At 73.5% G+C, this 21,938-nt stretch carries 19 protein-coding genes; 7 read left to right on the forward strand and 12 right to left on the reverse strand.

Annotated elements, in window-relative coordinates; all coding sequences use genetic code 11:
• Positions 1-230 precede the first annotated feature (230 nt).
• The 5 genes from dnaG to cutA form a co-directional block, all read right to left on the reverse strand.
• Positions 231-2,147, reverse strand: coding sequence for a DNA primase (dnaG, locus tag P2424_RS09105; protein ID WP_276475274.1), 1,917 nt, complete (start codon positions 2,145-2,147; stop codon positions 231-233).
• A gap of 56 nt (positions 2,148-2,203) precedes the next feature.
• Positions 2,204-3,946 carry a pyruvate dehydrogenase gene (locus P2424_RS09110; protein ID WP_276475275.1) on the reverse strand — a complete coding sequence of 581 codons (1,743 nt, stop codon included), beginning with the start codon at positions 3,944-3,946 and terminating at the stop codon, positions 2,204-2,206.
• 231 nt (positions 3,947-4,177) lie between these two features.
• Positions 4,178-5,449, reverse strand: coding sequence for an FAD-dependent oxidoreductase (locus P2424_RS09115; RefSeq protein WP_276475276.1), 1,272 nt, complete (start codon positions 5,447-5,449; stop codon positions 4,178-4,180).
• Positions 5,450-5,630: 181 nt separating this feature from the next.
• Positions 5,631-6,959, reverse strand: a complete 1,329-nt coding sequence (locus P2424_RS09120; protein ID WP_276475277.1) for a deoxyguanosinetriphosphate triphosphohydrolase — start codon at positions 6,957-6,959, stop codon at positions 5,631-5,633.
• Positions 6,960-6,987: 28 nt separating this feature from the next.
• Entirely contained in the window at positions 6,988-7,320 is a 333-nt protein-coding gene (cutA, locus tag P2424_RS09125; protein WP_276475278.1) for a divalent-cation tolerance protein CutA, read from the reverse strand.
• Positions 7,321-7,438: 118 nt separating this feature from the next.
• Here cutA and P2424_RS09130 point away from each other — a divergent pair, with 118 nt between their 5' ends.
• Entirely contained in the window at positions 7,439-7,831 is a 393-nt protein-coding gene (locus P2424_RS09130; RefSeq protein WP_276475279.1) for a VOC family protein, read from the forward strand.
• Here the strand turns inward: P2424_RS09130 and P2424_RS09135 are convergent.
• A complete protein-coding gene (locus P2424_RS09135) occupies positions 7,771-8,553 on the reverse strand; it encodes a helix-turn-helix transcriptional regulator (protein ID WP_276475280.1) in 783 nt (260 codons plus the stop codon). The two genes, P2424_RS09130 and P2424_RS09135, sit on opposite strands and share 61 nt — an antisense overlap.
• A 65-nt stretch (positions 8,554-8,618) precedes the next feature.
• Positions 8,619-9,653 (reverse strand): AraC family transcriptional regulator, encoded by a 1,035-nt coding sequence (locus P2424_RS09140; RefSeq protein ID WP_276475281.1) that lies wholly within the window; start codon positions 9,651-9,653, stop codon positions 8,619-8,621.
• Between the two features lie 80 nt (positions 9,654-9,733).
• Here P2424_RS09140 and P2424_RS09145 point away from each other — a divergent pair, with 80 nt between their 5' ends.
• Both P2424_RS09145 and P2424_RS09150 read left to right on the forward strand, forming a co-directional pair.
• Positions 9,734-10,783, forward strand: coding sequence for an NmrA family transcriptional regulator (locus tag P2424_RS09145; RefSeq protein WP_346660072.1), 1,050 nt, complete (start codon positions 9,734-9,736; stop codon positions 10,781-10,783).
• A complete protein-coding gene (locus P2424_RS09150) occupies positions 10,771-11,094 on the forward strand; it encodes a cupin (RefSeq protein ID WP_276475282.1) in 324 nt (107 codons plus the stop codon). Before P2424_RS09145 ends, P2424_RS09150 begins: the two co-directional genes overlap by 13 nt.
• 24 nt (positions 11,095-11,118) lie before the next feature.
• Here the strand turns inward: P2424_RS09150 and aroQ are convergent, their stop codons facing one another.
• Positions 11,119-11,625, reverse strand: coding sequence for a type II 3-dehydroquinate dehydratase (aroQ, locus tag P2424_RS09155; protein ID WP_276475283.1), 507 nt, complete (start codon positions 11,623-11,625; stop codon positions 11,119-11,121).
• 175 nt (positions 11,626-11,800) lie between these two features.
• On the opposite strand from aroQ, the gene P2424_RS09160 reads away from it, so the two are divergent.
• A complete protein-coding gene (locus tag P2424_RS09160) occupies positions 11,801-12,721 on the forward strand; it encodes an oxidoreductase (RefSeq protein WP_276475284.1) in 921 nt (306 codons plus the stop codon).
• Entirely contained in the window at positions 12,718-13,476 is a 759-nt protein-coding gene (locus tag P2424_RS09165) for a response regulator (RefSeq protein ID WP_276475285.1), read from the forward strand. Before P2424_RS09160 ends, P2424_RS09165 begins: the two co-directional genes overlap by 4 nt.
• A gap of 33 nt (positions 13,477-13,509) precedes the next feature.
• On the opposite strand, the gene P2424_RS09170 is transcribed toward P2424_RS09165, so the two are convergent.
• Positions 13,510-13,998 (reverse strand): hypothetical protein, encoded by a 489-nt coding sequence (locus P2424_RS09170; RefSeq protein ID WP_276475286.1) that lies wholly within the window; start codon positions 13,996-13,998, stop codon positions 13,510-13,512.
• A 281-nt stretch (positions 13,999-14,279) separates the two neighbouring features.
• A complete protein-coding gene (gene ppdK / locus P2424_RS09175; RefSeq protein ID WP_276475287.1) occupies positions 14,280-17,057 on the reverse strand; it encodes a pyruvate, phosphate dikinase in 2,778 nt (925 codons plus the stop codon).
• A gap of 401 nt (positions 17,058-17,458) precedes the next feature.
• Here ppdK and P2424_RS09180 point away from each other — a divergent pair, with 401 nt between their 5' ends.
• A complete protein-coding gene (locus tag P2424_RS09180; RefSeq protein ID WP_276475288.1) occupies positions 17,459-18,052 on the forward strand; it encodes a gamma-glutamylcyclotransferase family protein in 594 nt (197 codons plus the stop codon).
• 33 nt (positions 18,053-18,085) lie between these two features.
• On the opposite strand, the gene dusB is transcribed toward P2424_RS09180, so the two are convergent.
• Positions 18,086-19,234 carry a tRNA dihydrouridine synthase DusB gene (dusB, locus tag P2424_RS09185; protein WP_276475289.1) on the reverse strand — a complete coding sequence of 383 codons (1,149 nt, stop codon included), beginning with the start codon at positions 19,232-19,234 and terminating at the stop codon, positions 18,086-18,088.
• 103 nt (positions 19,235-19,337) lie between these two features.
• Entirely contained in the window at positions 19,338-20,276 is a 939-nt protein-coding gene (locus tag P2424_RS09190; protein ID WP_276475290.1) for a helix-turn-helix transcriptional regulator, read from the reverse strand.
• A gap of 101 nt (positions 20,277-20,377) precedes the next feature.
• Here P2424_RS09190 and P2424_RS09195 point away from each other — a divergent pair, with 101 nt between their 5' ends.
• Entirely contained in the window at positions 20,378-21,913 is a 1,536-nt protein-coding gene (locus P2424_RS09195; protein ID WP_276475291.1) for an MFS transporter, read from the forward strand.
• Positions 21,914-21,938: the final 25 nt, after the last annotated feature.

Below are 21,938 nucleotides of genomic sequence, written 5' to 3' on the forward strand. Positions count from 1 at the left end.
CGCCCCGAGCCGCTCACCGGGCCCGCGTGCGCTGAGCGGGACCGGCCGCAGCGCGGCGAGCCCGAAAACGTGCGCCCGGCGCACACCGGCACGCCCGCCGCGGGCACCCGCAGTCGGCACCGGAGGCAGCCGGGCCGGGCCCACACACCCCCCGCGGCCGGCGCGGTCGGCCCCGCACGGCCGGACGCCGGAGCCGGCCGCTCCTCCGCCTGCCGGGCGGTCGTTCGGCGTCAGAGCGCCGCGGCACCCCGCTCGCGCAGGGCGATGCCGTACTGCTGGAGCGTCCAGATCTGCTGCCGCACGCCGGCCGACTGCTCGTACTCCTGGCGCGCCTCCAGGCGCCGCGCCGCACCCTCCAGTTCGGCGATGCGGGCGTTGACGGCGGCGCGGCGCACCGCGACCAGCTGCTCGCCCGCGTACGCCTCGTCGGCCTCCCGGTTGCGGGCGCTGCGCAGCGGCTCGACGGCCAGCTCGGTGACCAGGGAGCGCACCGCGTCGTCCGGTGCCGCGTCCCGCACCCGCCCCAGGTAGCCGGTGTCCCCGACGCCGGCCTCGGCGCCGCCCCCGGCCTCCACCGCCTGCCGCACCACGGCGTAGGGCGGCGCGGTGAACTCGTCCGCCCCGTAGGCGTCGAAGGCGGGCGAGACCAGCTCCGGCCGCTGGAGCGCCAGCTTGAGCAGCTCGCGCTCGACGCGGTGGGCGGGACTGCGCAGGTTCAGATCCGGACCGCTGGGCACGAAGGGCGCCTGCACGGCCGGGCTCTCCTGGGCGCGGGCGGCGCGCCCCGCGGTGCGCGCCGGCGCCTGGCCGCGCTCGCGCGCCCACCGGGAGAGCTGGGCGACGCGGCGGACGACGAACTCCTCGTCCACGATGCCGAGCAGCCCCGCCAGCCGTACCGCGTAGCCGCGCCGGATGGAGGGGTCCTTGATCTGGGTGACGACCGGCGCGCACTCCTCCAGCGCGGCGGACCGCCCCTCGGCGGTGTCGACGTTGTGCCGGTCCACGATGGAACGGATGGCGAAGTCGAAGAGCGGGGCGCGGTCCTCGATCACCTTGGCCACGGCCTCGTCGCCGTGCGCGAGCCGCAGGTCGCAGGGGTCCATACCGCCGGGCGTCAGCGCGATCCAGGTGCGGGCCGCGAACTTCTGATCGTCCTCGAAGGCGCGGAGCGCGGCCTTCTGCCCGGCCGCGTCGCCGTCGAAGGTGAAGACGACCTCCGACTGCGCGTTGTCCATCAGTACCCGGCGCAGGATCTTCACGTGCTCCCCACCGAAGGCGGTGCCGCAGGTGGCGATGGCCGTGGTCACTCCTGCCAGGTGGCAGGCCATCACGTCCGTGTAGCCCTCCACGACGACGGCGCGGTTGGCCTTGGCGATCTCCCGCTTGGCCAGGTCGATGCCGTAGAGCACCTGGGACTTGCGGTAGAGGGGCGTCTCCGGCGTGTTGAGGTATTTCGGCCCCTGGTCGTCCTCGCGCAGCTTGCGGGCGCCGAAGCCGACGACGTCGCCGGTGATGTCGCGGATCGGCCACATCAGGCGGCCGCGGAAGCGGTCGATCGGCCGGCCGTTGCGCGCCTCCTGGGCGAGGCCGGAGAGCGTGAGCTCCTTGTCGGTGAAGCCCTGCCCGCGCAGACAGCGCACCAGATGATCCCAGCCGGCCGGGGAGTAGCCGATGCCGAAGTGCCGGGCAGCCTCCTGGTCGAACCCCCGGTCGGCGAGGAAGCGGCGGCCGACCTCCGCCTCGGGGCCGTCGAGCTGCTCGGCGTAGAAGCGGGCCGCGATCCGGTGCGCCTCCACCAGTCGGGTGCGCTCACCCTGCTGCGAGGCACGGCCGTAGCCGCCCTCCTCGTAGCGCAGGGTGATCCCGGCGCGGGCGGCGAGCCGCTCGACGGACTCGGAGAAGGACAGGTGGTCGACCTTCATCACGAAGTCGAGGGTGTCCCCGCCCTCCTGGCAGCCGAAGCAGTGGTAGAACCCCTTGCTCGGGCTGACGTGGAACGAAGGGGACTTCTCGTCATGGAACGGGCACAGCCCCTTGAGGTTGCCCCCGCCCGCGTTGCGGAGCTGGAGGTACTCGGACACCACGGAGTCGATCGGGACCGCGTCCCGGACCGCCTTCACGTCCTCGTCGTTGATCCTTCCAGCCACGTGGGAAGTCTACGGCCGCCCGGTGACACTCCCCGACCCCGGTGCGGCGGCGCGGCTCAGGGCCGCGGGATGTTGCGCAGATTCGACCGCGCCATCTGGACCATCCGCCCCACACCGCCGTCCAGCACGGTCCTGCCCGCGGAGAGCGCGAAGCCGCTCACCTGCTCGCGGGTGATCTTCGGCGGCAGGGAGAGGGCGTGCGGGTCGGTCACGATGTCGAGCAGCGCGGGCCCGTCGTGCGCGAGCACGTCCCGCAGGGCGCCGCGCAGCTGCTTGGGCTTCTCGACCCGTACGGCGTGCGCGCCGGCGGCCTCGGCGAGGGCCGCGAAGTCCGGGTTGCGGTTGTGGGTGCCGTAGGCGGGCATCCCGTCGACCATCATCTCCAGCTCGACCATGCCCAGCGAGGAGTTGTTGAACAGCACGATCTTGACGGGCAGGTCGTACTGGACCAGCGTGAGGAAGTCCCCCATCAGCATGGTGAAGCCGCCGTCCCCGGACAGCGAGACCACCTGCCGGCTCCGGTCGAGGAACTGCGCGCCGATGGCCTGGGGCAGTGCGTTGGCCATCGAGCCGTGGCTGAAGGAACCGATCACCCGGCGCCGCCCGTTCGGCGTGAGGTAGCGCGCCGCCCATACGTTGCACATCCCGGTGTCCACGGTGAAGACGGCGTCGTCGGCCGCCTCCTCGTCCAGCACCGAGGCCGCGTACTCGGGGTGGATGGGAGTGTGCTTCTCCACCTTGCGGGTGTACGCCTTGACGACGCCCTCCAGCGTCTCGGCGTGCTTGCGCAGCATCCGGTCCAGGAACCGGCGGTCGGTCCTGGCCCGCACCCGGGGCGTGAGGCAGCGGAGCGTCTCGCGTACGTCGCCCCACACCGCGAGGTCGAGGCCGGTGCGCCGGCCGAGGTGCTCGGGGCGCACATCGACCTGGACGATCCGGCAGTTCTTGGGCAGGAACGCGTTGTACGGGAAGTCGGTCCCCAGCAGGATCAGCAGATCGCATTCGTGAGTGGCCTCGTAGGCGGCGCCGTAGCCCAGCAGTCCGCTCATGCCCACGTCATAGGGGTTGTCGTACTGGATCCACTCCTTGCCGCGCAGCGCGTGCCCCACCGGGGTCTTGAGCCGCTCGGCGAACTCCATGACCTCGGCGTGCGCGCCCGCGGTTCCGGCGCCGCAGAACAGCGTGATCTTCTCCGCGTCGTCGATCATGTGCACCAGCGCATCGATCTCCGCGTCCCCGGGGCGCACGCTGGGGCGTGAGGTGACCAGCGCATGCTCCTCCGGGCTGTCCGGCGCCGCCTCGGACGCCAGATCGCCGGGGAGCGCGACGACGCTGACCCCCTGCTGCCCGACGGCATGCTGGATGGCCGTCTGGAGCACCCGCGGCATCTGCTGCTCGCTGGAGATCAGCTCGCTGTAGTGGCTGCACTCGGCGAAGAGCCGATCGGGGTGGGTCTCCTGGAAGAAGCTGGTGCCGATCTCGCTGCTGGGGATGTGCGAGGCCAGCGCGAGGACGGGCGCCATCGAGCGGTGCGCGTCATAGAGCCCGTTGATCAGGTGCAGATTGCCGGGGCCGCAGGAGCCGGCGCACGCGGCGAGCTTCCCGGTGAGCTGCGCCTCGGCACCGGCCGCGAAGGCGGCGGTCTCCTCGTGGCGGACCTGGATCCAGTCGATGGCGGGGGTCCGCCGGATGGCGTCGACCACCGGGTTGAGGCTGTCCCCCACCACGCCGTAGAGGCGCTCCACCCCGCAGCGCACCAGCGTGTCGACGAACTGCTCGGCCACCGTCTGCTTCGCCATCGTTCACTCGTCCTTCGCTCGCCGCGCCACGGGAGGGCGGCGGTACGGGGTGTCGCTCTTCCGCTGAACGTATTCCCCGTCCGCCACTCAAGCATCACGTGAATCTCCCGTACGGCGCGGCGCCGGCCCGTACAGCGGCGCCCCACAGCGGCCCACCGGCGTACCGGTGGGCCGCCCCGCGCGGGGCGATCCACCGGTACGGACCCGGCGCGCCCGGGCTCACGGCAGGGCTCAGGCCGGATCGGCGGCGCCCAGCGACTCCAGTGGCACACCCGGGTCGGCCAGCGCGTCGGGATCCACCGCGGCGCCGGACCTGATCAGATCCTGCACGGCCCCGGTCACATCCCAGACATTGGCGTTCAGTCCGGCCAGCACCCGGTTGTCCCGCAGCCAGAAGGCGATGAACTCGCGCTTGGCCAGGTCCCCCCGGCACACCACCTGGTCGTAGGAGCCGGGCGGCGCGTACCCGGAGTACTCCATGCCCAGGTCGTACTGGTCCGAGAAGAAGTACGGCACCCGGTCGTAGGACACCTGCGCGCCGAGCATCGCCCGGGCCGCCGCGGGACCGCCGTTGAGGGCGTTGGCCCAGTGCTCCACCCGCAGCCGGTCGCCCAGCAGCGGATGCGCGACGGCGGCGGCGTCACCGGTGGCGTAGATGTCCGGATCGCTGGTACGCAGCGAGGCGTCCACGGCGATCCCGCCGCCCGGGCCGGGAGCCAGCTCCAGACCCGCGCTCTCGGCCAGCGCGGTGCGCGGCGCGGCGCCGATGGCGGCCAGCACGTCGTGCGCGGGGTGCTCGTCGCCGTCGTCGGTGCGCACGCTCTGCACCATGCCGTCGGTGCCGGTGATCTCGGTCAGCCGGGCGCCGAAGTGGAAGCGGACGCCGTGCTCGCGGTGCAGGTCCGCGAAGAGCGCGCCCAGCTCGGGGCCGAGGACGCCGTGCAGCGGTGTGGCCTCCGGCTCGATGACGGTGACCTCCGCGCCGTAGGTCCGCGCCGCCGCGGCCACCTCCAGACCGATCCAGCCCGCCCCGGCGATGACCAGATGGCCGTTCTCCTGGCCCAGCGCGCTCAGCACCCCGCGCAGCCGCTCGGCGTGCGCCAGCCGGCGCAGGTGGTGCACACCGGCCAGGTCGGTCCCGGGGATGTCCAGCCGGCGCGGCTCGGCACCGGTGGCCAGCAGCAGCTTGTCGTAGTGGATGCGCGTGCCGTCGCCCAGCCGGACCGCCCTGCCCGCCCGGTCGAGCTGCACCGCGGGCTGCCCCAGGTGGAGCTCGATGTCGGCGCCCGCGTACCAGGCCGGCTCGTGCACGAAGACGCTGTCCCGTTCGTCCGAACCGGCGAGGTAGCCCTTGGAGAGCGGAGGGCGCTCGTAGGGATGGTCGCGCTCGTCGCCGATCAGGATGACGCGGCCGGTGAACCCTTCCGCGCGCAGGGTCTCGGCGGCTTTCGCCCCCGCCAGCCCTCCGCCGACGATGACGAACGTACGGTGTGCGTCGACCACTTGAAGCCTCCTCCTCGAAGACGCTGCCCCCTGCGGGCCGTGCTGTCCCCCGTCGTCCACATGTGAGCGTCCCGCATCGGGGCAGGCCCGGGAAGAGGCAGGGGGCATGGATGGGACGTATGAGCAGCGCGGCGAGTTCCGAGGCGCCGGGCGGCGGCGCGTCCGGCGCGGAGCGCCCACCTCATCCGTGCTGCCCGCGGCGCATCGCCAGGGCGCGGTGCAGGGCGCGGGCGGCGGCGTCGGTGAGCGTGGAGATCTGGTCGACGACCACGCGCAGCCGCGCCGTGTCCGGGTCCCCGGCGAGCGCGGCCTCCGCGTACAGGTCCGCGTACTGCGGATCCAGCCCCTCCGGCGCCCTGGCCAGCAGTGCCTCGGCCAGTTCGCGGAGGACCACCCGCTGCTCGCGCCGCAGCCGCTCCAGGTCGGGCCGCTGCATCACATAGCGGTCGGCGACCGCCTTGAGCACGGCGCACTCCAGCCGCGAGGACTGCGGAACGATCAGTTCGGCCGCGTACCGGGTCAGCGGACCCGAGCCGTGCGCGGCCCGCGTCGCGGCCTCGGCGGCCAGACAGAAACGGCCGATGAGCTGGCTGGTGGCGTCCTTGAGGCGGGCCTGGGCGTGGGCGGTGCCGTCGTAGGTGTGCGGCCACCAGTCCTGCTCCAGGAGCCGGTCGAGTGCGGCGGCCAGCTCGCCCTCCCCGGCTCCCGGCGCATAGCGCTCGGCGGCCACCTCGAACACGTCGCCGCGCTCGGGTCCGGACCGCAGGATGCGCGGATCCAGGTGGCCGGCCCTGATCCCGTCCTCCAGATCGTGCACCGAGTAGGCCACGTCGTCCGACCAGTCCATGACCTGCGCCTCGAAGCAGGTGCGGCCCTCCGGCGCGCCCTCGCGCAGCCAGCCGAAGACCGGCAGGTCGTCCTCGTAGACGCCGAACTTGGGCGAGGCGGGGTCGTCCGGATGGCGGCAGCGCCGCCACGGGTACTTGGTCGCGGCGTCCAGCGCGGCCCGCGTCGCGTTGAGCCCGACGTAGCCCTGGCCGTCCAGCTGCGCGGAGAACCGCTTGGGCTCCAGCCGGGTGAGCAGCCGCAGCGACTGCGCGTTCCCCTCGAAGCCGCCCGCCGGTGCGGCGATCTCGTCCAGCACGGCCTCGCCGTTGTGCCCGAACGGCGGGTGCCCCAGGTCGTGGGCGAGGCAGGCCGTCTCGACCAGGTCGGGGTCGCAGCCCAGCGCGGCACCCAGCTCCCGGCCCACCTGGGCGCACTCCAGGGAGTGCGTCAGCCGGGTGCGCGGCGTCGCGTCCCAGGCGGGGCTGGCGCTGCCCGGCGCGACCAGCTGCGTCTTGCCCGCCAGCCTGCGCAGCGCCGCGGAGTGCAGAACCCGGGCGCGGTCGCGCTGGAAGGCGGTGCGCCCCGGCCGCTTGTCCGGCTCCGGCACCCAGCGCTCGAGGTCGGCGGGACCGTAGCGCAGCGCCGCGGGGGCGCCGCCCGCTGCCGCGAAGGAGGGTTCCATACACCGACCGTAGCCGCCGGGCTCGGGCTCACGGCTGCGGGGAGGGCCGCGTCTCCTCCTCCACCCACCGCAGATAGTCCGCGCTGCCCCGCACCACGGCCGTGGCGATGATCTCCGGCACCTCGTACGGATGGGCCTCGCGGAGGTAGTCCTCGAGCGCGCCGTAGCGGTCGGCACAGGTCTTGAACAGCACCTGCCACTCGGAGTCCGTCTGCACCGCGCCCTCCCACCGGTAGACAGCGGTGACGGGTCCGTTGAGCTGGGCACACGCCGCCACCCGCCGGGTGATCGCTGCGGCGGCGAGCGTCTGGGCCTGCTCCTGCGAGGCGGTCGTCGTCAGTACGGTGAGGATCTCGGCCATCCGGACAGCGTAGTCACCACGCGCGGCCGCGCCAGGTCCGTGCCGCCGGGGGGACACCCGAGGCGACGAGGGCCGAAACGTTCAAGACGGCCGGGGCGGGGCGCTCTAGCGTGGCCGTATGACACCGCGCTTCGACCTCATCGGCATCGTCACCTCCGACATGGCCGCCTCGCTCGCCTTCTACCGACGGCTGGGGCTCGGCATCCCCGCCGACGCGGACGCTCAGCCGCACGTGGAGCACGTCGGGCCGGGCGGCGTGCGGCTCGCCTGGGACACCGAAGAGGTCGTCCGTTCCTTCGACCCGGGATGGACGGCGCCGTCGGGCGGCGGCCGGATCGGGCTCGCGTTCCGGTGCGACTCGCCCGCCGAGGTCGACCGGATGTACGGCGAGCTGACCGGCGCGGGCTACGCGGGCGAGCACGCCCCGTGGGACGCCGTCTGGGGGCAGCGCTATGCCGTCGTCCTGGACCCGGACGGCAACGGCGTCGACCTGTTCGCGCCGAACGACTGACCGGACCGGCGGCCGGCTGCGGGCACCAGCGCGGTCAGCGGAACGCCCGCCAGGGCACGGACCTCACGGGAGAGGTGCGCCTGATCGGCGTACCCGGCCCGCTGCGCCGCCCCGGCGAAGGGGGCGCCCGACCGGGCCAGGTGCAGCGCCCGCTGCATCCGCAGCACCCGGGCCAGGGTCTTGGGCCCGTACCCGAACGCGGCACTGCACCGGCGGTGGAGCTGGCGTTCGCTCAGGCCCACGCCGCGGGCCGTGCGCGCCACCCCTGCCCCCTGGCGCAGCGCCGCGACGACGGCTTCCACCTGCGCGGCGGCGCGCCGGTCGGCGGCTGTGCGCCCGGGCGCCGCCAGCCGCTCCGCCGCGACCTCCTCCAGCGCCGCCGAGGGGTCCCCGGCACCGGCGACCCGCTCGGTCAGCTCCCGCACCCGGCCGGCGGGCCACAGATCGGCCAGCGGCGTCCGCCGGTCCCGCAGCTCCCAGGCGGGCGGGCCGAAGACCCGCGGGCCGGTGCCGGGCGGCAGCCGCAGGCCGTACGCGGGGAGTCCCGCACGCTCGGTCGCCGGATGCGCGCGGGTGTCCGGGCCCGCGACGACCAGTTCGCCGTTCCACAGCAGCAGGTCCATGCAGCCGTCCGGCAGCACCCGCCCGGTGGTGCCCGGGGGCACGGCGGCACGAGTCCAGCACACCGCGCCCCGCAGCCGGGACGTCCGCTCCTCGTACATGGCCCCAGGATGCACCCGGCCACCGACAGGCCCGCCCCCGAGCGGGCTGCGGGCCGCACCGGGGCTCAGCCCGTGGCCTCTCCCGCCAGGTACGCCGTGGGGCTGACACCGCGCAGCCGCTTGAAGGCCGCGCTCAGCGCGAAGCCGTCCCCGTATCCCACCCGGCGGGCGACGGCGCCCAGCGTCGCGCCCCGCTCCCGCAGCAGCCGGGCCGCCAGATCGATGCGCCACTGCGCCAGGTAGGACATGGGCGGCTCGCCGACCAGTTCGGAGAAGCGGCGGGCGAGGCTCGCGCGGGACACCCCGGCTCCGGCCGCGAGTGCCGCCACGGTCCAGGCGTGTCCGGGCTGCTCGTGCAGCAGCCGCAGCGCCACCCCCACCACCGGGTCGCTCTGGGCGCGGTACCAGGCGGGCGCGTCCGCCTCGGGCCGTGCGAACCAGGCGCGCAGCACGGCGACCAGCAGCAGGTCCAGCAGCCGGTCGAGGACCATCTGCTGCCCCGGCGCGTCCTTGACGACCTCCGCGGCGACCAGCCGCATCAGGTCCGTGTCCCACTCCGCTCCGGGAAGCACCAGCACCGGCGGCAGCGCGTCCAGCAGCCGGGCGCTGAGGTCGCCGTGGAGCTGGTAGTTGCCGCTCAGCAGGACGGTGGGATCGTCCGGACTGCGGCCCCAGGTCCGCACCCCCAGCGCGAGCTCCTCGCACATGTCCGTCCCGTCCACAGTGGTGCAGCAGTCACCCGGCTGGATCAGCAGCCCCGGTTCGGTCCCCGGATCGTCGGCGAGCACATAGGGGGCCGGTCCGCGCAGCACCGCCACATCGCCGGGCGCCAGCCGCACCGGCTCCGGCGCCTCGGAGTGCCGGACATAGCCGGTGCCGCGCAGCATGGACGCCAGCGCCAGCGGCGCGCCGTCCTGCACCCGCACGCCCCACGGCGGTGCGAGCACCGCCCGGTGGAACAGTCCGCCGCGGGCCCGGGCGCCGCCGAGCACGTCCGTCAGCGCCTCGGTCAGCCCGTCGGCGCCCCCCGTCCGCCACGCCCCCGCGGCCCGGCCGGACCGTCCCCCGTGTTCGGCGCCGTGCGCCGCGACAGTTGTCACGGCAGCAGCTTAGACGCGCGGACATGCGGCTGAGTCGCCGGCCGATGTCCCCCGGGGCCCGGACGGCGTTGGCTTGCGGCATGACACAGCAGAAGAGTGAGAACGCGGCGGAGCGGCAGCACGCACGGGACCGGGTCCTCGTGCTGTGCGGCACCGGCAAGAACGGCGCCCGGGTCGTCGAACGGCTGCGGGCACGCGGCTGTCCGGTGCGCGTGGGCTCCCGTACCGGGCAGCCGCCGTTCGACTGGGAGGACCCCGGTACCTGGGACGCCGCGCTGGCCGGGGTGGGTGCCGTCTTCGTCGTCTGCCAGCCGGACGTGGGCGCCCCGGGGGTCGCCGATGCGGTGCGGGGGTTCGGTGCACGCGCGGCGGCGGCCGGGGTGCGGCGGCTGGTGCTGCTCTCGGCGCGCGGCGAGGAGTCGGCCCTCCCGACCGAGCAGGCGGTCCGGGACGCGGGCACGGAGTGGACGATCCTGCGCACGAGCTGGTTCTTCCAGAACTTCAGCGAGGGCGTCTTCCTGCCCTCCGTGCTGGCGGGCGAACTCCCGTTCCCGGCCGGGGAGGTGCGCGAACCGTTCATCGACGCGGACGACATCGCGGAGGTGGCCGCCGCCGTGCTGACCGAGGAGGGCCACCACGCGCGCGTGCACGAGCTGACCGGGCCGCGGCTGCTCACTTTCGGGGACGCGGTGGCGGAGGTGACCGCGGCCGGCGGCCCCGCCGTGCGGTACGTGCCCGTCGCAACCACTGGAGTACGCCGAAGAGCTGACCCGGCAGGGGCTGCCGCCGGAGCTGGTGGCCTTCCTGGGCGGACTGTTCGCACAGGTGCTGGACGGCCGGAACGCCTCCGTCACGGACGGCGTGCAGGAGGTGCTGGGCCGCCCGGCTCGGGACGTCCGCGACGCCGCCCGCGCGGCCGCGCGGCGGGGGGCGTGGCGGAACTGAGAGCGCATCCCGGCGCACTGCGGGTGCGCGCGGGACAGCACCGCGGCGAGGCGGCCCCGGCGCGGGAGCGCTGTCAGGCCGCCGCACGTCTCGGGCGGCGGCCCGCGGACGGATCCGCCGCGCCCGCGAGTGGCCCGGTTGCGTCGCGTGCCGTGCGGGGCACGATGGACGCATGGACGATGTGACCGCTCTGGCAGCCGAGCACCTGGCGCTGGCACGGAAAGACCCGCACGGCCGCAGTGCGTACCTCTTCCTGCACGACGGGCCGCTGCGGCAGTCCGTCATCGCGCTGACGGAGGGGTCGGCGCTGGAGGAGCACAACACGCCGCCGGCGTCGAGCGTCCATGTCCTCCAGGGCCGCATCCGGCTCACCGAGGGCAGCGCCGACCAGGACGTCGCCGCCGGGCAGATCCAGCGGGTTCCGCACCTGCGGCACGGTGTGCTCGCGCTGGAGGACACCGTGTTCGTCCTGACGGCGGTGACGGGCACCGACTGAGACCCGGCGGCCCGCGGGCAGCGCTCAGAGGCGGTCCGCGGCGCCCCACTCCGCGATGCGGTGCAGTACGGAGCGCAGCGCCAGCTCGTAGCCGAAGACGCCGTGTCCGGAGACCATGCCCTGGCACACCGGCGCGGTGACCGAGGTGTGCCGGAAGGGTTCCCGGGCGTGCACGTTGGAGATGTGCACCTCGACGCAGGGGATGCCGAGCGAGGCCACCACCTCCAGGGCGTCCCGCAGTGCGTAGCTGTAGTGCGCGTAGGCACCGGGGTTGAAGACGATGCCGCTGTCGCCGCCCCGGGTGGCGTGGATCAGGTCGATCAGCGCGCCCTCGCTGTTGCTCTGCGCGCAGCGCACCTCGGCGCCCAGCTCGGCCCCGAGCACCGTGACCCGCTCCTCGACGTCCCGCAGGGTGGTGCTGCCGTAGGTCGCCCGGTCGCGTTCACCGAGCAGATTGAGGTTGGGGCCGTGCAGGAGCAGCACACGCGGCCTCGCGGAGGACGGCTCGGCTGCGGGAGAGTTCGCGTTCATGGGGGCAGCCTAGAGCCGCGGCGGCTGTGGCTCGTCCCGGCCGCCGGTCGGGGTGCTGCCGCGGCGCGCACGCGGTGGGGCACCGGTCGTGGCGCGGCTGACCTCGACCGCCCGGGGGCCTGCCGCTAGCCTCCACAGGAGAGAGTCGCTGAGCGAGCGAGGAGCAGGGCGGGCGATGGGCTGGACAGCGCGGAACATTCCGGACCAGAGCGGCCGTACGGCGGTCGTGACCGGCGCCAACAGCGGACTCGGCTTCGTGACGGCCCGGGAGCTGGCACGGCGCGGGGCGCGGGTGGTGCTCGCCTGCCGGGACGAGGAGCGCGGCGACCGGGCCCGGGACGCGCTCGTGCAGGAGCTGCCCGAGGCCGGACCGCGCATCGAGCTGCGCCGGCTCGATCTGGGCGACCTGGCGTCGGTGCGCGCTTTCGCCAAGGAGCTGCCGGACGAGCGGGTGGATCTCCTGGTCAACAACGCGGGAGTGATGGCGCTGCCCTACGGTCGGACGGCGGACGGCTTCGAGCGGCAGTTCGGCGTCAACCACCTGGGCCACTTCGCCCTCACCGGGCTGCTGCTGGAGCGGCTGCTGACGGCCCCGGCCCCCCGCGTCGTGACGCTGTCCAGCGGGCTGCACGTGCTGGCCAACATCGACATCGCGGACCTCAACAGCGAGCACTCCTACCGGCGCTGGATCGCCTACGGCCGGTCCAAGACCGCCAATCTGCTCTTCACCCACGAACTGGCCCGGCTGCTGGCCGACACCCCGTTGGTCGCCGCGGCCGCGCACCCCGGCTACGCGGCCACCAACCTGCAGACCGCGGGAGCCCGTATGGAGGGCCGGAGGGCCGCCGAGCGGGTGGTGGCGCTGGGCACCCGCGTCCTGGGGCAGTCCGCCGACGCGGGCGCCCTGCCGACGCTGTACGCGGCGACCGCTCCCGGGGTGGCACCGGATTCCTTCACCGGGCCGAGGCTGCTGGGCTGGCGCGGCGCTCCGGCGCCGTCCTGGCGGGCGCCATGGACTCTCAGCGACGTGGCGGCCGAGCGGCTGTGGGCGGCCTCCGAGCAGTTGACGGGGGTCGCCTACGGGGTTCCCTCGTGATCCGGGCGGTCGTGGTCGACGACGACTTCATGGTGGCCCGGCTGCACAGCACCCTGGTCTCCCGGGTGCCCGGGTTCGAGGTCGCCGCGGTGGCGCACAGCGGTGCGGAGGCTCTCACCGCGGTGCGCGAGACCGCACCGGACCTGGTGCTGCTGGACCTGTATCTGCCCGACATCAGCGGGCTGGAGGTGTTGCAGCAGTTGCGCGGCGACGGCGCGCCGGGCGGCGGCCCGGACGTGCTGGTGATCACGGCGGCGCGGGATGCGGAGAGCGTACGGGCCGCACGGCACGGCGGGGCCGTGCAGTACGTCGTCAAGCCGTTCGAAGGGCGGTTGCTGAGCGAGCGGCTGGAGCGGTACGCGCGGGAGCGGCGGGACCTGGAGTCGCTGACGGCCCCCGGCCAGGAGGAGCTGGACCGGGTCTTCGGCCTCTCCGGCGGCGGTGCGACCGCGGCGCCCCCGGGCGGCGCCGCGGCGCGGGTGACCGGGCAGGTACCCGACGGTACCGGCGTGGCCGTTCGGGCACGACCGCTGCCCAAGGGGCTGACCGAGCAGACCGCGGCCCTGGTCCGCGCGGCCCTCCGGGCGAGTCCGCGGGCGACAGGTGTGTCGGCCTCGGAGTGTGCCGAGCACAGCGGCCTGTCCCGGGTGAGCGCCCGCCGCTACCTGGAGCACTTCGTGGCGACCGGCGCCGCGCGGGTCACTTTGCGGTACGGCACCACGGGCCGCCCCGAGCGCCGCTACCACAGGGTGTGAGGTGCGGCGGGGCGGCCCGTTCGGCGTCGCGGATCAGACCTTGGTGAAGCACATGGTGTGGTCGCCGCCGCGGTTGCTGGAGTACTGGATGCCGTAGTCGTACTGGGCCGGGCATTCCTTGTCCGGCCCGAAGAGCCGCTGCCCCGTCTTGTACTCGGCCTCCGGGGAACCGCAGTCGACGATGGTGGGCAGCGGGTCCTCGTCGGTGCCCTCGATCTTGACGCAGTCGCCCTGCTGCGGGTCGTGCGTCTTCTGCTCCTCGATCCGCGCGGACTCCGATGCCTCCGCTTTGGCCTTCCCGCCGTTGGGATCGGTGTTGTAGTCGTACACGTACCAGCCGACCCCGCCGAACACCGCCAGGACGAGTACGGCGGCGATCAGACCGCGCAGCGGGCTCGCCTGCGGGCGGCGCTGCGGGCCGCCGGGCGGCGGGGGACCCTGGGGCTGCTGGTAGTGCTGGTACTGCGGGGGAGGACCCTGGGGCTGCTGGTACTGGTACTGGTACGGCGGTGGTGCGGACATGGGTGTTCCCCCGTGATCTGGTGCCCTGACGCGCGCTGACGCGCACTTGTCGGCCTTACTGTAAGCGCCGTCGCGCGCGGCCGGGCGCCGGGTCCGGCACCCGCCGAACAGCGGTGTCCCCACCCGATGTCGGGCTCCGCCCCCGGCCCACGAAGGCACGGGGTGCGAAGGCGAAGAAGAAGGAGGCGGCACCCCCGCACGGGTGCCGCCTCCTGGGCCGGGTTCCCCGTCCGCGGTGAGGGTCGGTGCGGACGGGGAGCCCGGGAGTGGGAGGGCTCGGGTTACGCGGTCGCGTGCTGCTGGGCCGCGGCCGCCCGGCCCGCTTCCAGGCGGGCCACCGGGATCCGGAACGGGGAGCAGGAGACGTAGTCGAGGCCCACCTCGTGGAAGAAGTGCACCGACTCGGGGTCGCCGCCGTGCTCGCCGCAGACACCGAGCTTGAGGTCGGGCCGGGTGGCCCGGCCCGCCTCGGCGGCGCTGCGGACCAGGGAGCCCACGCCGTCCTTGTCGATGGTCTCGAACGGGGAGACGCCGAAGATGCCCTTCTCCAGGTAGGCCGTGAAGAAGCTGGCCTCGACGTCGTCGCGGCTGAACGCCCACACCGTCTGGGTCAGGTCGTTGGTGCCGAAGGAGAAGAAGTCGGCGCACTCGGCGAGCTGGTCGGCGGTGAGCGCGGCACGCGGCAGCTCGATCATGGTGCCGAGGGTGAGCCCGAGCTCCACGTTGTGCCGCTGCTCGACCTCTGTGATGACCTGCTCGGCCTCCTCGCGGACGAGTTCCAGCTCCTGCACGGTGCCCACCAGCGGAATCATGATCTCCGCCCGCGGGTCGCCGCCGCCGGCCTTCCGCGCGGCGGCCGCTTCGGCGATGGCGCGGATCTGCATGGTGAACAGCCCGGGGATGACCAGGCCGAGGCGGACGCCGCGCAGGCCCAGCATGGGGTTCTGCTCGTGCAGCCGGTGCACGGCCTGCAGCAGCCGCAGGTCGTTCTCGTTGGCGTCCTTGCGGGACTCGGCGAGCGCGACGCGAACCGACAGTTCGGTGATGTCGGGCAGGAACTCGTGCAGCGGCGGGTCCAGCAGCCGCACCGTCACCGGCAGGCCGTCCATCGACTCGAACAGCTCGACGAAGTCGCCCTGCTGGAGCGGGAGCAGGGCGCCCAGCGCCCGCTCGCGCTCTTCCTCGGTGTCGGCGAGGATGAGCCGCTCCACCAGCTCGCGCCGCTCCCCGAGGAACATGTGCTCGGTGCGGCACAGGCCGATCCCCTGGGCGCCGAACCGGCGGGCGCGCGCGGCGTCCTCGGCGTTGTCGGCGTTGGCCCGTACCCGCAGCCGGCGTACCCGGTCGGCGTACGCCATGATCCGGTGGACGGCCTGGACCAGTTCGTCGGCCTCGTCGGCTCCCGCGTGCGTGCGGCCCTCGAAGTACTCCACGACCGGCGAGGGCACGACCGGCACCTCACCGGCGTAGACCTTGCCGGTGGAGCCGTCGATGGAGACGACGTCACCCTCCTCGACGATCCGCCCGTCCTGGCTCTTGAGGCAGCGCCGCTTGGTGTCGACCTCCAGCTCCTCCGCGCCGCACACGCAGGTCTTGCCCATCCCGCGGGCGACCACGGCCGCGTGCGAGGTCTTGCCGCCCCGCGAGGTGAGGATGCCCTCGGCGGCGAGCATCCCGTCCAGGTCGTCGGGGTTGGTCTCGCGGCGGATGAGGATGACCTTCTCGCCCGAGCGGGACCACTTGATGGCGGTGTAGGAGTCGAAGACCGCCTTGCCGACGGCCGCGCCCGGCGACGCGGCGATGCCCCAGCCGATCTGGTCGGCGCCCTTGAGTCCGCCGTTGCTGTCGAAGCGGGGGAACATCAGCTGCGCGAGCTGGGTCCCGTTGACCCGTTGCAGCGCCTCGGCCTCGTCGATCAGGCCCTGGTCGACGAGCTGGGTGGCGATCCGGAAGGCGGCCGCGGCGGTGCGCTTGCCGACGCGGGTCTGCAGCATCCACAGCTTGCCGCGCTCGATGGTGAACTCGATGTCGCACAGATCCCGGTAGTGGTTCTCCAGGGTCTCCATGATCTGCATCAGCTGGTCGTACGACGCCTTGTCGAGCTGTTCGAGGTCGGCGAGCGGCACGGTGTTGCGGATGCCGGCGACGACGTCCTCGCCCTGGGCGTTCTGCAGGTAGTCGCCGTAGACACCCTGCTGGCCGCTGGCCGGGTCGCGGGTGAAGGCGACGCCGGTGCCGGAGTCGGGGCCGAGGTTGCCGAAGACCATCGAGCAGATGTTGACGGCCGTTCCCAGGTCGTGCGGGATGCGCTCCTGGCGGCGGTAGAGGCGGGCGCGGTTGCCGTTCCACGAGTCGAAGACCGCGCGGACGGCCAGGTCCATCTGCTCGCGCGGGTCCTGGGGGAAGTCGCGGCCGGTCTCCTCGGAGACGATGGCCTTGAACTTCTGGACCAGTTCCTTGAGGTCGTCCGCGGTCAGGTCCACGTCGGTCACAGCGGCGCGTGCGCTCTTGACCTCGTCCAGGGTCTCGGAGAAGCGCTCGCCGTCGATGCCGAGCACCGTGTCGCCGAACATCTGGATGAGACGGCGGTAGGAGTCCCAGGCGAAGCGCTCGTCGCCGGACTGGGCCGCGAGCCCGTGCACGGACTCGTCGGAGAGCCCGATGTTGAGGACGGTGTCCATCATCCCGGGCATGGAGAACTTGGCGCCCGAGCGCACGGAGACCAGCAGCGGGTCGTCGGCCTGGCCGAGCTTCTTGGCCATGCGCTCCTCGAGCGCCGCCAGGTGCCGGCTCACCTCGTCCCGGAGGGCCGCGGGCGCCTCTCCGGAGTCCAGGTACGCCTTGCAGGCTTCGGTGGTGATGGTGAAGCCCGGAGGGACGGGCAGACCGAGGTTGGTCATCTCGGCGAGGTTGGCTCCCTTCCCGCCGAGGAGGTCCTTGAGGTCCTTGTTGCCCTCACTGAAGTCATAGACGAACTTCCGCTGCTGCGACTGCTGCTGCGACGCGCCTACTGCGGACTCTGCGTTCGCGGACTCTGTGTTCTTCGTCTGAACCGGCACCGGACTCGGCTCCTCGTGGTCGGCTGCCCTGACGGCGGGGAGCGTACCCAGATCGAAGGCTTACGAGTACGTCCAACAGCACGTCACACGGCTGTAACCACCCGTGTGCCGAGAGATCGAAAGTGGATGGTCGGATCAGCTAATTGGTCATACCATTCAAGATTCGAAATGGTGACTACGTTGAGCCGAAAGAACCAGCGGCTTCATCAACGCAGAGTAGTGCCCGCCTACAACGCGGGAACCAAGGGTCGGTAAAACCGCGATCTGCTCCTTGGAGATGTACAGCTCACATCTGAGCGCTCATCTGAGCGCACCCCTGATCAAGGTGGCGCGAATCACGCGGCTGAACGGGTGAACGTCTCACCATCCGGACGTGCTGCGGCCCGCAGTATCTTGCCGTGGTGACCGATCCGAACACCGCTGAGAATCCGGCCGCCCGGCACGCCCGCCTCGCCCCCGTCGACACCGCGGCGGACGCCCTGTTCGTCTACGGCACGCTGCGCTTCGACCGCATCCTGACCGCCCTGCTCGGCCGCGTCCCGCCCGGCACTCCGGCCACCGCGCCCGGCTGGCGCACCGCGGCACTCGCGGGCCGCCCCTACCCCGGACTCGTCCCCTCCGCCGGGCACACGGCCGCCGGACTGCTGCTGACCGGACTGAGCGGGACCGAGTGGCGCGCGCTGGACGACTTCGAGGACGACGCGTACGAGCTGCGCCGGCTCGCCGCGGAACGCGGCCCTGGCTCGGAGCGAGCGCCTGCCGCGGAACAGAGTCCTGCCCCTGAACGCGGCGGGACGGAGAACGGCAGGACGGCGGGCAGCCTCTCCGGGCCCGGCCGGATCTGGACGTACGTCTGGGCGGCGCCAGGCGAGGTCGCCGCGGAGGACTGGTCGGCGGACGTCTTCGCAGCCCGGCAACTGGAGGGCTACGCGGCCCGGCTGGAGGCCGCCGCGGCCGCGGCGGCGCGGCACCGGGGCGGGCGCCCCGAACGCTGAACGCCCGCCGAGAGCAGCCCCCGTGCCGGGTGGTCAGCCGCCGGAGGTGGCCAGCTCGGCATCCGCACCGAGGCCGGTGTCGCACGCGTACGGATCGTCCAGCCAGCCGTCCGGCAGGACGACCTTGTTGCGCGAGTGGGTCCGCCCGCGCGGACCGTCGGCACCCTCCGGCCACTCCTGGGACAGATCGAGCCCGTCCAGCAGGGAGCGCAACTCGGCCGACGAGGCCGCGACGGCGAGCTGCTTGCGCATCTCGGAGCCGACCGAGAAGCCCTTGGTGTACCAGGCGACGTGCTTGCGGAAGTCGATGACGCCCCGCGCCTCGTCCCCCAGCCACTCCCCCAGCAGCCCGGCGTGCCGCACCATGACGTCGGCGACCTCGCCCAGCGTCGGCCGGGCGCGGACCCCGGTGTCCTCGCCGCCGAGTGCGGCCACCAGGTCGGCGAACAGCCAGGGCCGCCCCAGGCAGCCGCGGCCGACCACGACGCCGTCGCAGCCGGTCCGGCGCATCATGCGCAGCGCGTCGTCGGCCGACCAGATGTCGCCGTTCCCCAGCACCGGGATCTCGGGGACGGCGTCCTTGAGACGCGCGATGGCCTCCCAGTCGGCGGTCCCGCCGTAGTGCTGCGCCGCCGTGCGGCCGTGCAGGGCGATGGCGGTGACGCCCTCCTGCACCGCGATCCGCCCGGCGTCCAGGAAGGTCAGATGGTCGTCGTCGATGCCCTTGCGCATCTTCATCGTCACCGGCCGGCCGCCCGCGTTGTGCACCGCCTCGTGCAGGATGGCCCGCAGCAGCGGCCGCTTGTACGGCAGTGCGGAGCCGCCGCCCTTGCGGGTCACCTTCGGAACGGGGCAGCCGAAGTTGAGGTCGATGTGGTCGGCGAGGTCCTCGTCGGCGATCATGCGTACCGCCTTGCCGACGGTCACCGGGTCGACGCCGTAGAGCTGGATGGAGCGCGGCTTCTCGCTCGCGTCGAAGTGCACGAGCTGCATCGTCTTCTCGTTGCGCTCCACCAGCGCCCGGGTGGTGATCATCTCACTGACGAACAGGCCCCGGCCGCCCGAGAACTCCCGGCACAGCGTCCGGAACGGCGCGTTGGTGATCCCGGCCATCGGCGCCAGCACGACCGGCGGCTGGACGGTGTGCTCTCCGATGTGCAGCGGCTGGATCGACGGGCTCATACGGCAGGGGTTCCTCGGCTCGTTCGGCGTTGTTCGGCGGGGCGGACAGCTCCCCATTGTCCCCCATCCGGGCACCCGTCCCGCCGGTCGGCCCCCGGCCCGCTCATCGACCGGCGGTGACCAGGCCGAGCAGCCGCTCCACCCGCGCCTGGGTCTCCTCGTCGCGCGGCACGTACGTCCCCAGGCGCGCGCCCTCGGCCGGGCCGAGCCACAGCCCGTGGTAGGTGAAGGAGACCATCCCGACCCGCGGGTTGCGGAAGCGCTTGGTGTGGTCCGCGGCTCGGACCACCTCGTGCCGCTCCCACAGCGCGCGGAACTCCGCGGAGGTACGCATCCGCGCCAGCAGCGCCTTCCACGCGGGCTCCGCCAGATGCTCGGCCATCCGGGAGCGGAAGCGGGCCACCATCAGCCGGATCGCCTCCTCCCGGTCCGGCATCGCGGCGGCCCAGTCCGGGTCGGTGAAGGCCAGCCACATGCAGTTGCGGTCCTCGGGCGGATGCGCGTCCAGATCGCCCAGCAGACAGCCGTAGACCCGGTTGTAGGCCACGATGTCGTAGCGCGCGTTCTGCACGCAGGCCGGAAAGGGTTCGAGCCTGTCGAGCACCTTGCGGATGCCCTCCGGCAGCACGGGCGTCTCGGCGGCGGGCGTCGGATCGGCCGTCCCGCCGAGCGCGAACAGATGAGCGCGCTCGCTGGAGTCGAGCATCAGCGCCCGGGCGAGCGCGTCCAGCACCTGCGCCGAGACCTGGATGGCACGGCCCTGCTCCAGCCACGTGTACCAGGTCACGCCCACGGTCGACAGATGCGCCACCTCCTCGCGGCGCAGCCCCGGTGTCCGGCGGCGCGGCCCCCTGGGCAGCCCCACCCGCTCGGGCGGGATCCGCTCGCGCCTGCTGCGCAGGAACGCCGCGAGTTCCTGGCGGCGGACGCTGTCGGCGGGTGCGGCCGGTGCCGGTGCGGGCGCTGTCGGTTCCGGTGCGGGCGATCCCGGTGCGGGGCCTGCCGATCCGGAGCGAGCCGCTCCGCGAGTGCTGAGGCTCATGGCACCAGGATGGCGCACGCCGCATCCTGGTGCCGGGTAGTCCTGGTACCAGGATGAGGACCGCCTGGTACCAGGCAGACAGGGGGCCGAGGCTCGTCCTCATGAGTCACGACATCCCCACCGCCGCGCGGCCGGCCCCCGACCGGAAGCCGGACCACTGCGACCGGACGCGGAACCCTTCCGACCGGAAGCAGAACCCCTCCGAGCGGAAGCACGGTCCGTACCGGGCCCCCGGACCGCCGGCACCGCAGACCCCGGCAGCGCTGCACCCTTCCGGTCTGGTCACGCTGCTGCTGGGCGCGGCCCTCCCCATGATCGATTTCTTCGTCGTCAACGTCGCCTTCCCGAGCATCGAGAGCGACCTCGGCGCCTCGGCAGCGCTGGAGATGGTCGTCGCCGGATACGCCGTCGTCTATGCCTCGCTGCTCGTCCTGGGCGGCCGGCTGGGCGACGCCCGCGGACGGCGGCGGCTCTTCCTGTGGGGCGTCGCCGCGTTCGGAGTCACCTCGCTGGCCTGCGGATTCGCCCCCGGCGTGTGGTGGCTGACCGCCGCCAGGGCGGCACAGGGAGCTGCCTCGGCGATGATGTTCCCGCAGGTGCTCGCCACCATCCAGGCCACGAGCGAGGGGCGGGCGCGGTCCCGGGCCATCGGCCTGTTCGGCTCGGTCGGCGGGATCTCCGTCGTCACCGGGCAGGTGCTGGGCGGTGTGCTGGTCGCCGCCGACCTGGGCGGCACCGGCTGGCGGGCCATCTTCCTGATCAACGTCCCGGTGGTGCTGGTCATACTCGCCATCGGCGCCCGCACGGTGCCCGAGAGCCGCTCGGAGTCGCCCGCACGCGGAGACACCGCCGGAACAGTGCTGCTGGCCTGCGGGCTGGTCGCCCTGCTGCTGCCCCTGACGGAAGGGCGCGCGGCGGGCTGGCCCTGGTGGTCCATCGCCCTGCTGGGGGCGGCGGCCGTGCTGGCATGTTCCTTCTACGCCGTAGAACGCCGCGAGGAGCGCGCGGGCCGCAGCCCGCTGCTGCCGCCCTCCCTGCTGCGGGAGCCCGGCGTCCGGCGCGGACTGCTCATCGGCGCACCCGTCTTCCTCGGCTTCAGCAGCTTCATGTTCGAGAGCGCACTGCTGCTGCAACAGGGGCTGCGGTACGGCGCGCTCAAGGCGGGGCTCACCCTGGTGCCGATGGGCCTGGCGCAGTTCACCGCCTCCGTGCGGGCCCCCCGGTTGACCGAACGGTTCGGCGCGGGACGGGTGCTGGTGCTGAGCGCCGTCGCCCAGGGCACGGGCCTGGGTGCCCTGCTGCTGGCACTGTTCACGCAGTGGCCCGCACTGCCGCCGGTGGCGCTGGCGCCCGCCCTGCTGCTGTGCGGACTGGGCCAGGGACTCCAGTTGCCCACGTACTACCGCGTCCTACTCTCCGGCGTTCCCGCCGCCCGAGCCGGCGCGGGCAGCGGCCTGGCCGCCACCGCCCAGCAGTCCGGCCTCGCCCTCGGCGTCGCCACACTGGGCTCCCTCTTCCTCGCTCTGACGCCGCAGTACGGCATGCGCGAAGCCCTGGCAGCCGTCCTGGCCCTCCAGGCATGCGGACTGCTGGCCCTGGTCGTGATGGGAGTGCGGATGCCCCGCGCGGTGGGCTGAGGGGCGCGGTGGAATCGGCGGCCTA

Source organism: Streptomyces sp. WMMB303, assembly GCF_029351045.1.
Taxonomy (GTDB): Bacteria; Actinomycetota; Actinomycetes; order Streptomycetales; family Streptomycetaceae; genus Streptomyces.